We start from the raw sequence: 14134 nt of genomic DNA, 5'->3' as shown, positions 1-14134 counted from the left end.
CGGACCTCACGCCTCCCCAACCGCCTCCTTCGCTTCGCTCAGTCGTCCCTCGCGCGGTTGGCGCGACCCGTGGTTTGGGTCGCGCCAGCGCGCGCCGACAGCGAGGGATAGAGTCTCAGAACTCCGCGGACGCTATCCTGTTCGCCAGCGACCGAAATCCGCCGATAGCGCGGGGGAGCGTGGCCATGCTACCGAGCGAGACGACCGCGGAGACGGCGACTCCGGCAATCGACGCGCCGAGCGCGACGTGGACGACGGCCCCGATGTAGGCCGCCCCGGCAATCGTCGCGCTGTAGTAGGCCGACCGCGCCGGGAAGGTGTAGGGGTCGCCCGGCCGAGGCCAATCGCCGAGGTCCACCCACTCGCCGCGGAGGGTCCCCGCCGCGCAGGTCGAGACCACGATTGCGGTCAGGGCGGCGAGCGCGATGGGGCCTCGTGGCGTGGCGTACAGCAGGGCGACGAGAGCCGGAATCGAGAGCGTCGATATCTCCAGTCCGGCGAAGAACACGTGGTCCAGCCAGCGTTCGAAGTCCACGAGACTCACTCTCGGGTCACTCCAGTCGGTACCGCAGGAGCGCGGCGATGCCGCCGAACCCCGAGAGTTGGTCGCCGGGCGCGAACTCGCTGGAGAACACCGTCACGTCGCCGCCTTTCCGCTCGACGGTCGTGATGAGCTCGTTCACGTCGAACCCCCACTCGCCGTCGGTACCGCGCTCCTCGCGCAGGCGCTCGTCCAGAATCAGGAGGTGTTCGATGGCCCCGAAGTCGGCGGCCTTCTGGACCTGCTCGGGACCGTAGGCGACTTTCGGCCCCTCGCCGATGCGCTTGGTGAGTTCGTCGATGAGTTCGGCCTCTTTGGCGATGCGGGTGTCCTTCTGGACCTCCTCGACCGCGCCGCGCTTCAGCACTTCGTGGACGCCGCGGTCGCCCACGGCGCTGGTGTCTACGGTCGTTATCTTCTCGGTCAGGTCGGGGGCCTCCTCCTCGATGTAGTCGTAGGCGTCCTGCTTGGTGAACCCCGGCCCGGCGAGGATGATGGCGTCGGTGTCCATCCGGGAGAGCGCGCCGGTGAGTTCCGCGAACAGTTCGTCCCGACCGCGGGCGTACTCGCCCTTCCCCGTGGTGCCGGTGAACTCGGCGTACTCCTCGGTGCCGTACTGGGCGACCGTGTGGATGTGAGCCTTCCCCTCTTCGACGGTGACGATGGCCACGTCGGCGTTCTCGGTGGCCTCCTCGGCCTCTTCGAGGCGGTCGAGTTGGTCGGCCTTCCAGATCTTCTCGATGGCGATCTCCTTGTTCTCCTCGACGTTGAGGGTGTGGTGCATGCCGAGTTGGTCCTCGCGCGAGGTGTCCTCGATGACCCCGCTGATTCGGAGGCGGTTGGAGAACTTGTGGAACTCGGTCTCCTCGACTCCCAACGTGACGTGCATGTGTTCGCGCTCGCCGCCGGTATCGCGCATCTGGTCGTCGTTGCGCTGGATGCGCCGGGTCGTGTCGCCCGACACGAAGTCGCCGGGTTCGAGGACGTAGGTGAGATGCCAGAGGTCGTCCAGACTCTCGGGGACGAGCGTGATGCGCTCGCGGTCCCCTTCTACCCGCTGGCGGTTCTTCACTCTCATAGTTCGATGTGGTTCGCCGTCAGATAAGTCACCTGCGGTCGGCTATCCCGAGATACCCCGACCCAACAGGCGCGCGACCACGACCGCGGCGTAGAAGCCGACCGCGAGCGCGACCACTTCGCCGACGCGCCCGAGCGCCGCCAGCGACCCGAGAGCGACGACCGCGACGCCACCGACGAGCAGGGCCGCGACCCAGCCGACGAAGTACCGGACGTCTCCGGCCGTCCGGCGCAGGCGGCCCCGGTCGAGCGCGGCCGAGAGTCGCCCGGCCCGAGCGACTCCCGCCAGCGACGCGGGCAGGAGGTAGGCGAACGAGAGCGAGACGAAGAGGACGACGGTTCCCGCCGCGAAGACGAACGTGGTCGTGGCGAAGTTCTCGGGTCGCCCGCCCGCGTTCGCACCCCCGACCGTGACCGCGAGCGCGGCCGCGGGGACGAGCAGGTACGCGAACGCGACGGCGAGCGCCCGCACGCCGTCGACCGCGAGCGCCCGGAAGCCGCCGAATCGAGGCGGCGCGTCCGCAGTCGCGGACGAGCCGCCGGACGACTCGGCGGTGGTCCGGAGGACGGCCAGCGCGTACCCGGCCAGCACGACGGCCGGAGCGAGCGCGAGGACTGCGAGAACACCGAGTCGGGCGAGGAGTCCGACCGCGACGGCGAGAATCGCGCCGACGAGCAGGGTCTCTTCGGCGTTCTCGCCTCGGACCGGGTAGGTCAGCGCCTCGCGGAGCATGACCGAGGATTCGGACGCGAGAAGTTAGGTCTGGCTACTCGACGTCGATGGTGGGGTTACGTCGTGGTCCGGCGGTCCCCGTCGGCGGTCTCCCGGCGACCGGTCCGGGTCGCCTCGCGGTACGCCTGCCCGTAGAGCGCGAAGGCGACGACGTTCAGGTAGAAGGCCGCGAACGGGGCCAGCACCCACCCGACGAGGGGAATCGACGCCAGACCACCGACGAGACCGCCGCCGACCACGAGGACGACGAGCGCGACCAGCCAACCGGTGGCGTACGACCCGTTCGTGACGACCGTCCGGAGCTTCCGGAACTCGAACGCCGCGCCGAGACGGTCTTCGACTGCGAGTCGAGCGAGCGCCGCGGGGAGAACGTACGACGCGAGGAGCGACGTAATCGCGGCGAGTGCGAGTCCGCCGAGGGCGATTACGACGCCGAGAGGGTCGGGTCCGACGTTCGTGACGGGTTCGGCGACGCTCGCGGGGTCGGCCGGGACGCCGGAGTCGCTCACCGTCGTCTCGACGGAAAAGACGAGCAGACTCGCCAGTACCGCAGTCAGCAGCGCGACAGGAACCGCGAAGTACGCCAGCGCGACGGCGATTGCCTCGAGCCCTCTCTCGAACAGGTCGCCCCAGTCGTCGAACGAGGGCGCGGGGTCGCCCGCGTTCGTTCGGACGAGGACGCGCTGGAGGTAGCCCGCGACCGGTATCACCGGAATCAGGAGCCACGAGAACAGGGTGAGTAGCCCACCGAAGAGTATCGTCTCCGTGCCGTCGTCGCTTTCTGCGAGGTATTTGAGTGCTGTTTCGAACATGGTGATTTCCAGAGCAGACGCCTCGATAGAGAAAGCTCGACAGAGAGACGCGCTCTGCCGGCTTAATCGTTCCGTGATCCAGTGTAGCGCGAACTCCCCCGTGAACCAGCGGGTCCTCTTCGTCGGTCAGTTGCGGGGGACGCCTGCAGCGTCGTGTCCCAGTCGCCGGTCGCTCGGTGAGAGCCGCACGCGATACGGCAATACGTACATCCTTCTAAGAACTATTTTTGTTTCTTTACTATTCGTATACGTTTGCCAGCCGCCGACGGAGCCTCCGATTTCGAACCAGTGGAGCGGTTCGACTGTCGCTACTCTTCCTTCATCCGACTCCCGCCCGGCGGCAGGAACTCCTGAATCAGGTCGGCGCTCGCCACTTTCCGGACGAACGAGGTGTCCTCGAACCGCTCGCGGAACGCCCGGTAGATGCGCTTGGCGATGTCGTTCTGGGCGTATCGGCCGGGTTCGACCTCGACGTGGGTCTCGACCTGCGGACGGATGGCCGAGGGCGGACCGCCGAGGACCCGGGTGTGGGGTTCGCAGGCGATGCCGACCGCCACGCCGACCTCCACGTCCCGGAAGTAGTCGCGGTCGCCGCGGATTGCGAACCCGCCCTTCTCCAGGTACTCGCCGCTCTCGGGCGTCTTGCTCACCTGGTCGGGCGTGACCATGTAGGCGTCCCCGGCGAACCTGCTGTCCTTCCACACCGACGAGTACGAGACCGCGAACTGGGCGGCCTCGCGCTTGCTCCCGTCTGGCACGTCCACGTCGCGGGAGGGTTCGCTGGGGTCGGACGTCTTGAGGACGGTCACGGGACCGCCGTGGGCCTGCGCGTGGAAGAACAGGTCGTTACCGTCAAGATACTTCTGGACCAACTCCTCGTTCTGGTCGGCGTTGCGCCCGCCGATGACGAGGAAGTCGTCGCTGGTCCGGAACCACCGGAATCGCTCGTACCACTGTTCCTGCTTGCGAATCGGAATCGACGGTTCCGAGAGCCAGTCTACGTCCTCCTGTTCGTCGTCCTCGCCGTCGTCGGACTCCTCGGAGTCGGCTTCCCACTCCTCCTTGCGGCGCTCTACGTCCTCCAGGTCCTCGCGGGTGTCCTCGATTGCGGCCAGCGCGCCCTCCTTCTTCTCCTCGATGCGCTTGGCCTCGGTGTAGAGTCGGTCGGCGTTCTTCTCGACTCCCATCGAGGCGTCGATGGGCACGTCCACGCCGTCGATTCGCACCGTAACCGTCCCCTCCTCGGGGTCGACGCCCTGCACGGCCTCGGCGGCCTCGATGCCCTGCTCGGCGCCCTCGGCGAACCGCGCCTCGATCTCCTCCCACGAGGTGCCCTCGTCCAGCGCGTTCCGGACTGTCGTCAGGATGTCGTCGGCGAGTCCGTAGTGGCCGTAGAGGCGTTCGGCCTTCTCGCGCTCGGCCTCGGCCTGTTCCTCGAACCCTTCGATGGCCTGCTCTTGCTGTTCGATGATGCGCTTCTGTTTCTCGATTTCGGCCTCGAAGTCGGGTCGCTGGTCGCCGACTTCGGCCCCTCCGCCGCCGTCCTCGCCCTCCAGGTCGAGGTTGGCGTAGTAGAAGTCCACCGCCTCGTTGAAGGTGTCGAACGCCTCGGCGTCGAGGTCGTCGTACTCTTCGAGCGGGACCGGCGTCACGTCCACGAGGCGGTCGTCCTCGCGGTAGACGCGCGGGTCGAACTCCCCGGCGCGGACCGGTTCAGCGAGGCGCTGGATGGCGTCGTAGATGGCCTCGTAGTCGTCCTCGTCGGCGTCGTCGATGGACTTCCCCTTCTCGATGCCCGCGCGAGTACAGACCTCCTCGGCGTACAGACCCCCGAAGTTGAGTTGGGTGGCGAGGGTGCGCACGAGGTCGGTGTCCGACTCCTCCATGTGTGCCGCCAGCGCCTCGTAATCGACTTCGAGGGGGTTGATGCGCTCGTCGGGGAACTCGTACTGGCTCCCCGGCGCGACGGTCCGCGACTTGAGACGCACCGTGTCCAGCGAGTCCACGACCTCCCGGTTCTCGTCCAGCACCGCGACGTTCCCCTGTCCGAACAGTTCGGCGACGATGGTCGTGTCCTCGTCGCCGCGCTCGAAGTGGAACTGGAGGATGCGGTCGAACCCGTACTGCTCGACGCCCGCGAAGTCCGCGCCCGACAGCCGATTCCGGAGCATCATGGCGAAGTTCGGCGGTCGGCCCGGAGCGTCGGGGACGTTCTCGGGGTCCGAGACGTGAGCGCGCTTCAGTTCGCCGACTTCCACGATGAGTTCGACCCGGCCGCGGTCGAAGTCCCGCATCTTGAGCCGCAGGAGGTCGTCGTCGTAGAGGTATGCCTTGTCGAGCTTCGCTCCCTCGTAGGCCCCCAACTCGGCTACGATGGCGGCGAGGTCGATGCTCGACAGTTCCCGCTTCTGGTCCATGGATACGTGTTCTCTATCGGCGGGGAAAGGCGTATCGTTACGGTGAGTCGGCCAGCGTCGTCGGAACCACTGAACTGCCCAGCGTCGGCCTGCCGGGAATCGCTCAGTGGTCGTCTCCGTCGGAATCGCTCAGTGGTCGGCCTCGTGGGGATTGCGTTCGGTTCCGTAGTCCTCGGCGTGGTCGGTGTAATCGATGAACCGCGGGGCGTCCGGGTCGAAGGGCCGCTCCAGCGACTCGAACGCCTTCTTCTTGTCCCAATTCTGCAACCCGCCGACCGCGCTGCGGTCTTCGAGGTCGTGGTAGTCGAGGTCGGGTTCGGTCAGTTCCCACGCTGTCAGGCCCGTTTCGGTCCGGACGATGACCGACGAGTACTCGTCGGAGCTACCGACCGAACCCACCGTGAGGTCGGCGCAGTAGCCCGTGAAGTCGGCGCACTCGTCGCACCCCTTCAGCGCGGCGTCGTGGAAGTTCTCGATGTCCTCGGCCAGCACGGGGTCGCCGTCGCGGTCGTAGACCCGCATCTCGCCCTCTATCACGTCGAGCTTGCCGATGTCCTCCGGCGAGACGTCGCGCTTGGCCTCCAACTGCTCGCCGACGAGGCGCTGATGGTTGAAGTTCTTCGTGCACATCAGCGCGATGGTGTACTCCACCGCCCGAACCATCGCGTTCTGGGACTGGTAGTCCCACTCGAAGTCTGACAGGGCGCGGACGCCTTCGATTTCGCAGGGCGTCCCGACGAGCGCGAGACTCAGGTCCTCGGCGTCCTCGTCGGGAAGTTTGTGCTCCCACTGCGCGAGGTCGAGGTTCCCCAGGGCCATCGTCTGGTTGTAGAAGCTCCCGGCGTTGGCGACCAGTTCCTCGTGGGTCGTGGCGAGGAAGCTCTCGGCCTTCCACGGTTCCTCGTCGGACTCGGTCGCTATCAGCGCGCCATCTATCTCGCCGGCGTCGAGCAGGTGGCTCAGGACCGACGTGACCACGCCGCCGTCCTGCGCGCCCTCGCGCCACCCGTCTTCGACGCGCGCGGAGAACTCCGTGATGGGGTCGCCCGCGCCCGACACGTTGTCCTCGCCGCCGGTTATCTTCCACTGGCGCTCGTACCGGAGGCCGCCCCGGGGACAGAAGTCCCAGCACAGCGAACAGCCGGTACACATCTTCACGAGTTCCGGGAGGTCGTCGTCGCTGATGCCGATGGAGTCGGACGGACAGGCGGCCACGCAGGTGCCACACTGGATGCACCGGTCCTCCTCGACGACCGCCTCGTCGAGTTCCATGAACCAGGTCTTGTCGTCGGGCGTCTCGATGTCGTTCATCTCCGACCGAATGCCGTACCCCGGCGTGTCGAGGTCCGCGTCGTCGGGGACGCCCACGCGCTCGGCCGGGTCGCCGTTTTCGACGTCCTGACTCTGGCCCTCGGCGGGCGGCGTGAAGAACACGTCGCCGAGAGTACCGTCGGCGTCTACGTTCGCGGGCGTCGTTCCGCCGTCCGCTACCGGTTCGGCGCCGTCGCTTCCGCCGCCAGCGAAAGCCCGCGACTCGTCGGCGGGGCCGATTCGGTCGCCCGGAATCGTCCCGTGTTCGGTCGCCGGCCGGTGGGTCCGGACGCCCTTCGCGCGCGGGACCGTCCGGTCGGCGTCCGTCTCCGTATCGACGTCGGGGACGTCGGGAAGTGGCTCGCGGGGTTCGTCCCTCTCGCATTCGTCGCCCTCGCGCTCGTCAGTCATCGGTCGCCACCCCCTTCGAGACGGGGGCTTCGGCCCCTCGCATGACGGTCCGGAGCCGGTCGTTCTCGACCCGGCGCGTCCACTCGTAGAAGCGTTCCCCGTCGGTTCGCTCGTCGGCGTAGACCGAGAACAGTTCGTCGAGCGCCGGAATCACCGCGTCGGCCGGAACCGCGGTCTCGACCCAGTCGAGGAACTCGTTGTCGGTCCCGAGGCTCCCGCCGAGACCGACGTCCATCCCCTCGACGAGGTCCTCCGCGTCGCCGTCTGCGTCCGTGTCCAACTGCACCGTCTCGCCTCGGAAGCCGACGTCGGCGATTTGGGGCTGGGCGCACGAAGCCGAACAGCCCGACATGTGCATCCGCACGACTTCGAGGTCGTCGGGGGTGTCGATTCGCTCGTCGAGTGCCCGCGCCCAGCGCTTGACCCGCTTCTTCGTCTCGACGATGCCGTAGTTGCAGAACTCGCTGCCGGTACAGCCGACCGCGCCCCGAGAGAACGGGCCGGGGTCTGGCTGGTACTCCTCGGCGAACGGTTCGGCGAGCAGGTCGTCCACGCTCTCCTCGGGGACGTGCGTGACGAGGGCGTTCTGGTCGGTGGCGAGTCTGACCGTCGCCTCTTCGGTTCCGAACTCGCGGGCGGCCCGTGCCATCTCGGCGAACTCGTCGCCGCCCATCCGCCCGCCGACGACGTTGAATCCCACGTAGTTCAGTCCGTCCCGCGTCTGGTCGTGGACGCCGACGTGGTCGCCGGTGTACCCCTCGGTCAGGTCCTGGCCTCGGGTCGGGAGGGCCACCGCGCACCGCTCACGGACGGCCTCCTCGAACGTCTCGGGACCGAGTTGCTCGACGAGATACCGCATCCGGCAGACCCCGCGGTTGTGGCGGTCTCCCAACTCCTTGAACGTCTGGGCGACCGCCCGGCAGAACTCCACGGCGTCCTCGGGCGGAACGAAGACGTCGAGCGGCGAAGCCATGCGCGGCCCGTCGGAGAGGCCCCCGCCGACCCGAACGTGGAAGCCGTAGTACTCGGTCCCATCGATGGTGCGGCGCGCCGGGGTCAGCCCCACGTCGTTTATTTGGGACTGCGCGCAGTCCGCCCGACAGCCGGTGACGGTCATCTTGAACTTCCGCGGGAGGTTAGCGTACTCCCGGTTATCCGTGAAGAACTCCGAGACGGCGTCTACCACCGGCTGAGCGTCGAAGCATTCGTGGTCGCTCACGCCAGCGACGGGACACCCCAGAACGTTTCGGGCCGAGTCGCCACAACCCTGTACGGTCGTCAGTCCGACCTCGTCGTAGCGGTCCCATATCTCCGGGACGTCCTCGAGTTCTATCCAGTGCATCTGGACGTCCTGACGGGTGGTGACGTCGAGGAACGCGTCGCCCCAGAGGTCGTTCTGCTCCGCGCCGCCGTGTTCCTCGGGCGCGGTCGCGTACTCGTCGGCGACCTCGCCGACGACCTCGGCCTGCTCCGGCGTGAGTCGGCCACCGGGTACCTTCGTTCGGAGCATGAAGTACCCCCGGTGGGTTCCGTGAGTGTACAGTCCGGCCCACTTCAACCGTTCCCACTCGCCCTCGCCCTCCCGAGCCTCGATTTCGTCGAACGACAACCCCTCCTCGGCGTACGTCGCTACGTCGTCGATAACGTCGAGCGGATGCTTGCGCTGTTTCCATCGTTCGACCGTGTTCATAGATACTCTCCGTCCCTCGCGTCGCACCGTGGGGCGCTAACGTATACCGAGGGCGTTCGTCGAATGGGACGTTCGCCACGGATTACTAAGGTAGCGTTTCGGCGAGTACTAGCGCGGCCACGAACTACCCGAATTATTTGCCGGTTTCTATCGCGCCCCCATCGACCCACCGACCGACGGAAACGCGGACTGCAGTCGCTCGTCGGAGATTCCGGAGAGAGTCGCCTCGACCGAGGTCGCCCGCGTGACCGGACGACCGCCGAGTCGGCGTGATGGAATGACCGGGGAATCAAACCTCGATTTTCATCCCGTCGCGGCCGAATTCGACGCCGAGGTCGGCGTACTCCCGAGCCAGTTCGGCGTACTCGTCGGGCCGCCGCCGGTAGATCTCCTCGATTTCGGTGAAGACGGTGCGGTCGGGTTCGACGGTCCGAATCTGTTCGAGCGTCTGGTCGAAGGTGGTCTGGTGGTCGCGCTCCTCGGACCACAACTCGTCGCTCAGGATGGGGTCGCCGTCCGGCGTCTCGCGGAACATCCCGCACTCCTTGACCCAGAGGTCGAGGTCGTCGGGCACCTTCGTCAGGTCGAGAAAGGTCGTCTCGTCGGGGGATACCAGCGCCTTCGACTCGCCATCGGAGAAGCAGTAGCCCATCGCGGCGTCCTCGGGTCCGCTGGGGTCGAGGGGTGCGCCGACACCCGTCACTTCGACGCCACCGTCGAGGGCCATCGTCTCGCCGTCGGCCAGAAACTCGAACTCGGCGTAGCCCCGGTCGTCGTACTGGGCTTCGATGTCGAGCGACTCGGCGATGCGGTCGTAGGTCGTCTCGCTCATCACCACGGTCGCGGGGTCCACGTTGTCCCAATTTTCGAGGGGGTAGTCGGGCCGCCCGATGGCCTGCACGACCCGCAGGCCGCCGACGTGGTCCACGTGGTGGTGTGAGACGAAGATGTAATCGAGGTCCATCACGTCCTCGCGGTTGAGCATCGCCCAGATAGATTCGGGCGCGTCCACGACGGCGTTGGCGTCGCGGACGAGCGTAGAGTTACCGTATCTGGCGTGGGGCACGCCCTTCTCGCGGGCGGGTTCACAGACCCGGCAATCGCAGGTCGGCATCGGCGTCTGGGAGTCGCCACCCGAACCTAAGAGAGTAATTTCCATACGCTTGCTACCCCATCAGTCGGTAAAGGACCACCGGCGGGTGAGCGAGCGCCGTCGTTCGCCCGACTCCTACTCCGGCGCAAACAGTTCCTGTCGTATCGTCTCGGCGACGCCGGTGAGGTGGACCTGTCCGAAGAACGCGACCACCAGCGCGCCCAGCGAATTGAACATCAGGTCCCGGATGGTGTCGTCGAGGCCGTGCTGGGCCAGCGGCATCGTGAGACCGGTCTCGTCGGCCGCCACGTCCAGCGCGAACTCGAACAGTTCCCAGACGACGCCGAAGGACAGCACGACCACGAGGATGTAGACGAACGCGAACCGGGTCGGGATGCTGATTTCGTCGTGGTGGAGGTCGAGTGCCCGGGCGGTGATGTATCCGGCCGCCGCGGCCAGCGACGCCGAGAACGCGTGAGTGAGGTGGTCCCACCATCCGATCTGTCCGTACAGTCCCGCCGACCCGAGCGTGTGGAGGAAGACGGCGGTCGTGATCCACAGCCCGAGCCACGGGTCCAGCGGAATCTCGTAGTTGCGTTCGAGCACCGCCGGGAGGATCGTTATCAGGAGGGCGATGCCGCCGTTGACGATAGCTTTCGGCTGGCCACCGACGACGCCGTAGGCGACGATGCCGAGCAACACCAACTGCATCGCTCGCGTAATTCGTCGCTGATTCGAGGTCGAGGGTCGCGGTAACAGCATCATCGGCGAATCATCCAGTTGATCGCTCGCCAGAGTTGGCGGTCGCGTCGTCTGAAGTACGCGTCGAACAGGACGCCGGCCGCGAATCCGGCCAGCGTCACCCAGACGAACTCGGTCATCAACGCCTCGTTCGTCGAGAGGTACGACGTACCGAACGTGCGGTCGAAGTTCCACCGGACGATGGACCACGCCGCGACCGACGCCAGCGTCGTCATGACGACGAACACGACCGCGAACCAGTGGGTCACGCTCAGCGACGTGAACATGTGAAGTTCGACGGTCACGACCAGCGCGAGTCCGGCGACCGAGAGGTAGTACGCGAACAGGCCGAGTTCGCCACCCGATAGCCCGCGGACGAGGATCGGCAGGAGCGCCAGCGCGAGCAACTCCCACGGCAACATCACGCGCCAGTCGCCGTGCGCGATCGGCGGGACGAGGACTATCACTCCCGCGACGGCGACGAACGCGATCCACTGGCGGTCGAAATCCAGCGCGCTCTCTACGAACACCAGCGCGAGCACGCCGACGAACAGCCACGACAGGAGGGCGTTCGTTCGACCGCTCCGGAACAGTCGTTCGAGGATGTCCTCCGCCTCCTCCGATTGTGGTGCGTTACTCATCTCTTAGTCACGTTCGTATAGCCAATCACGAGACAGCATCCGTATAAAGTCGCCGATACTGGCAGTTCGTCCGACCGTTGTACCCGTCGATTGCAGCACCCGCAGTCCGGCACTTACAGTCGCTTGCTCACGTACGGGCCGTCCTGATGGTACCCCAGCTTCTCGCGGTAGTACTCCCGCGCGCCGATGCCCGAGATGACGCTGACCTTGTCGTAACCCGCGTCTCCGGCCAGTTCCTCGGCCTTCCGGAGGAGCTTCTTGCCGTAGCCCTTGTGCTGCCAGTCGTAGCTCTCGTCCCCGACTTCCACCATCGGACCGTAGACGTGGAGTTCCCGGACGAGCGCGGCGTCTCGGAGTTCGCGGCGCACGGGGTCGCCGGGGAACCGCAGGCGGCAGAACCCGATGAGGAGGTCCTTCTCGGGGTCCTCGTAGCTGATGAAGTGTTCGGTGCCGCCGGCGGCCTCGTAGGTCATCACGTCCAGTTCGACGTTCTCGGGGTCTTCGTCGTTCATCCCGACCTCGCGACACCGGATGCAGTCGCAGGTCCAGCCGTGGTCGTCCATCTTCTGGCGGGCCAACTGCCGGAGGTTCGACTTCCAGACTCCGGCGTCGATGAAGTCGGCGGGGATGTCGCGCTGGACGCGCTGGAGGCGGGTGTACTTCGGAATCATCGACTTGATTTCGGCGACGAGTTCGGCGGCCTCCTCGTTCTGGAGGGGTTCGTACTCGTCGCGGTGCCACCAGTCGTAGGTCGCGGTGCCCCGGACGACCAGCGTCGGGTAGATCTTGAGGTAGTCGGGCTTCCACTTCTCGTCCTCGAAGAGGCGGCGGAAGTCCTCCAGGCACATCTCCTTGGACATGCCGGGTTGGCCGGGCATCATGTGGAAGCCGACCTTGAACGCGGCGTCGCGTAGGCGCTGGTTGGCGTCGATGGAGGCCTGCACGCCGTGGCCCCGGTGCATCTCGCGGTTGATGCGCTCGTAGGTGGTCTGGACGCCGACCTCGACCTTCGTACCGCCCAAGTCGAGCATCCGGTCGATCTGCTCGGGGTCGCACCAGTCGGGCTTGGTCTCGAACGTAGTGCCGATGTTCCGAATCTCGTTGGTCTCGTTCTCGGCGATAACGTCTTCGAGGTAGCGGAAATCGACCTCCTCGGGGTCCTCGGCGAAGCTCTCGCCCTCGGCGGGTTCCGGCGACTCGTCGGTGTCGTAGTCGTTCATCGCCTCCAGCGCGCGCTTGACGAACCACTCCTGATAGTCGTGGGAGCGCGCGGTCATCGTCCCGCCCATCAGGATGAGTTCGACCTTGTCCACGGGGTGGCCGATTTCGCGCAACTGTTCGAGTCGGAGCGTGACCTGCCCGTAGGGGTCGTAGTCGTTCTGGACCCCGCGTGCGGCCGCAGGCTCGTGGCCGGTGTAGCTCTGGGACGAGGAGAACTCCGACCCCGGACCGCCCGGACAGTAGAGGCACTTGCCGTGGGGGCACTGGTGGGGGCTGGTCATGATGGCGACCGGCGAGACGCCCGAGGCGGTCCGGACCGGCTTGCGCTGGAGGACCTCCTGCAAGTCTTCGCGGCGGTCCTCGGGCGCGTAGTCGAAGAGTTCGGAGTTCTTCGGCACCTTCGGGGAGGAGAACTCCGAGCAGACCGACAGCTTCTCGCTCTCCAACTCGTCGCGCTCGATGTCGCCGTCGAGGATGCGCTCGACGAGTTCCTCGCAGACTCGCTCGAACGCCTCGGTCTCGGTGGCGTCCGGCGTCTCGGTACTCATTACGTGGTATTTGGTCGGTTGGGCGGGATAAGGGTGTCGTCTACGACTACGCGACTGACGAAGCTACGTCTCGTCGAAAGTGATTCCGAGAGCGCCGACGACTCGGCGGAGGAGTTAGTTCAGAAAGCCCTCGGTCGCTCGCGGTCACGCGAGCGACCGGCCCCTTCATCTACCCACGGTGGTTTGCGGAGGAGTCACGAAACAGTCGAATCCGGTTCCGAGCGAAGCGTCCCACCGGTCTGCCACCAGAACACCCCGACCACGACGGCCGAAACGACGAGGAACGCGACGACGGATTCGGACCAGTCGTGGGCCTCCAGATACACTCGATTCGGAATCATCACGACCGGAATCGCCAGCGTCGGCCAGAACTTCCGGTCCACCAGCGTCAGGTAGAGCGTCGGCATCAGCGCCATCGTGACGTGACCCGAGAAGTTCCAGAACGGCGAGAGTGCGATGTAGGGAACTGTCGCGGCCACGAGCGCTTCCATGTAGCCGGGGACGAGCGACCCCCAGTCGTATCGGTGCCAGAGGAACCACGCCACCCCGGCGGTGAAGAAGATGCCGCCAGCGACCAGCGCGTCCACCTGCCAGACGTTGCCTTTCGTGACCTCGAACAGCCCCTGCCCCGTGACGAGGGCGTAGACCAGCGTCGGGATGAGCGAGAGGACGCCCGCGACGAGAAACGCGCCGAGGCGGCGGGCGAGCGCCGACCTGTCGGCGTCCTGTCGCGCGCACTCGTGGTGAATCAGGACGAGCGCCCCCGCACCGACCATCACCGCGGGGTGGAAGACGTAGGGGTAGAGTTCCATCGCCGTATCGAGCACGCTCATGTCGGAACCAACTACGACCTCGCGCGGCAAAACCGCAGTGGCAGTCGGGACCCTAGGCTCGGGAG

12 protein-coding genes are annotated in these 14134 nt (G+C 66.5%); all 12 read right to left on the bottom strand.

The annotated features are described in order from the left end of the window. Positions 1–115 precede the first annotated feature (115 nt). Positions 116–544, bottom strand: a complete 429-nt coding sequence (locus tag E2484_RS11060; RefSeq protein ID WP_137285241.1) for a hypothetical protein — start codon at positions 542–544, stop codon at positions 116–118. A gap of 7 nt (positions 545–551) precedes the next feature. Continuing rightward, complete coding sequence (locus E2484_RS11055) at positions 552–1619, bottom strand: mRNA surveillance protein pelota (RefSeq protein WP_137285240.1); 1068 nt, start codon at positions 1617–1619, stop codon at positions 552–554. Positions 1620–1661: 42 nt separating this feature from the next. Then, a complete protein-coding gene (locus tag E2484_RS11050) occupies positions 1662–2351 on the bottom strand; it encodes a DUF4013 domain-containing protein (protein WP_137285239.1) in 690 nt (229 codons plus the stop codon). A gap of 56 nt (positions 2352–2407) precedes the next feature. Further along, positions 2408–3163: a DUF4013 domain-containing protein gene (locus E2484_RS11045; protein WP_137285238.1), complete on the bottom strand. Its 756-nt coding sequence runs from the start codon at positions 3161–3163 to the stop codon at positions 2408–2410. Positions 3164–3471: 308 nt separating this feature from the next. After that, complete coding sequence (rqcH, locus tag E2484_RS11040; RefSeq protein ID WP_137285237.1) at positions 3472–5580, bottom strand: ribosome rescue protein RqcH; 2109 nt, start codon at positions 5578–5580, stop codon at positions 3472–3474. A gap of 129 nt (positions 5581–5709) precedes the next feature. Continuing rightward, the gene (locus tag E2484_RS11035; RefSeq protein WP_170977299.1) at positions 5710–7302 is read right to left on the bottom strand and encodes a Coenzyme F420 hydrogenase/dehydrogenase, beta subunit C-terminal domain; all 1593 of its coding nucleotides are present in this window, start codon (positions 7300–7302) and stop codon (positions 5710–5712) included. Beyond that, entirely contained in the window at positions 7295–8992 is a 1698-nt protein-coding gene (locus tag E2484_RS11030) for a nitrite/sulfite reductase (protein ID WP_137285236.1), read from the bottom strand. The genes E2484_RS11035 and E2484_RS11030 overlap by 8 nt, the downstream gene beginning before the upstream one ends. 289 nt (positions 8993–9281) lie before the next feature. Continuing rightward, positions 9282–10151 carry an MBL fold metallo-hydrolase gene (locus tag E2484_RS11025; RefSeq protein WP_137285235.1) on the bottom strand — a complete coding sequence of 290 codons (870 nt, stop codon included), beginning with the start codon at positions 10149–10151 and terminating at the stop codon, positions 9282–9284. 69 nt (positions 10152–10220) lie between these two features. After that, positions 10221–10850 carry a hypothetical protein gene (locus E2484_RS11020; protein WP_170977298.1) on the bottom strand — a complete coding sequence of 210 codons (630 nt, stop codon included), beginning with the start codon at positions 10848–10850 and terminating at the stop codon, positions 10221–10223. Beyond that, complete coding sequence (locus E2484_RS11015; RefSeq protein ID WP_137285234.1) at positions 10847–11467, bottom strand: hypothetical protein; 621 nt, start codon at positions 11465–11467, stop codon at positions 10847–10849. The genes E2484_RS11020 and E2484_RS11015 overlap by 4 nt, the downstream gene beginning before the upstream one ends. Positions 11468–11580: 113 nt before the next feature. After that, positions 11581–13236 carry a tRNA uridine(34) 5-carboxymethylaminomethyl modification radical SAM/GNAT enzyme Elp3 gene (locus tag E2484_RS11010; RefSeq protein ID WP_137285233.1) on the bottom strand — a complete coding sequence of 552 codons (1656 nt, stop codon included), beginning with the start codon at positions 13234–13236 and terminating at the stop codon, positions 11581–11583. Between the two features lie 194 nt (positions 13237–13430). Next, positions 13431–14069: a phosphoesterase gene (locus E2484_RS11005; protein ID WP_137285232.1), complete on the bottom strand. Its 639-nt coding sequence runs from the start codon at positions 14067–14069 to the stop codon at positions 13431–13433. Between the last annotated feature and the right edge of the window lie 65 nt (positions 14070–14134).

The organism is Halorussus salinisoli (assembly GCA_005239435.1).
Lineage (GTDB): Archaea > Halobacteriota > Halobacteria > Halobacteriales > Haladaptataceae > Halorussus > Halorussus salinisoli.
This window is presented reverse-complemented; position numbering and strand designations above follow the sequence as displayed.

What these genes read in the sequence shown, in the direction of transcription:
- E2484_RS11055 (WP_137285240.1), bottom strand. Translation starts at nt 1,619, where the DNA reads ATGAGAGTGAAGAACCGCCAGCGGGTAGAAGGGGACCGCGAGCGCATC.
- E2484_RS11050 (WP_137285239.1), bottom strand. Translation starts at nt 2,351, where the DNA reads ATGCTCCGCGAGGCGCTGACCTACCCGGTCCGAGGCGAGAACGCCGAA.
- E2484_RS11045 (WP_137285238.1), bottom strand. Translation starts at nt 3,163, where the DNA reads ATGTTCGAAACAGCACTCAAATACCTCGCAGAAAGCGACGACGGCACG.
- rqcH (WP_137285237.1), bottom strand. Translation starts at nt 5,580, where the DNA reads ATGGACCAGAAGCGGGAACTGTCGAGCATCGACCTCGCCGCCATCGTA.
- E2484_RS11035 (WP_170977299.1), bottom strand. Translation starts at nt 7,302, where the DNA reads ATGACTGACGAGCGCGAGGGCGACGAATGCGAGAGGGACGAACCCCGC.
- E2484_RS11030 (WP_137285236.1), bottom strand. Translation starts at nt 8,992, where the DNA reads ATGAACACGGTCGAACGATGGAAACAGCGCAAGCATCCGCTCGACGTT.
- E2484_RS11025 (WP_137285235.1), bottom strand. Translation starts at nt 10,151, where the DNA reads ATGGAAATTACTCTCTTAGGTTCGGGTGGCGACTCCCAGACGCCGATG.
- E2484_RS11020 (WP_170977298.1), bottom strand. Translation starts at nt 10,850, where the DNA reads ATGATGCTGTTACCGCGACCCTCGACCTCGAATCAGCGACGAATTACG.
- E2484_RS11015 (WP_137285234.1), bottom strand. Translation starts at nt 11,467, where the DNA reads ATGAGTAACGCACCACAATCGGAGGAGGCGGAGGACATCCTCGAACGA.
- E2484_RS11010 (WP_137285233.1), bottom strand. Translation starts at nt 13,236, where the DNA reads ATGAGTACCGAGACGCCGGACGCCACCGAGACCGAGGCGTTCGAGCGA.
- E2484_RS11005 (WP_137285232.1), bottom strand. Translation starts at nt 14,069, where the DNA reads ATGAGCGTGCTCGATACGGCGATGGAACTCTACCCCTACGTCTTCCAC.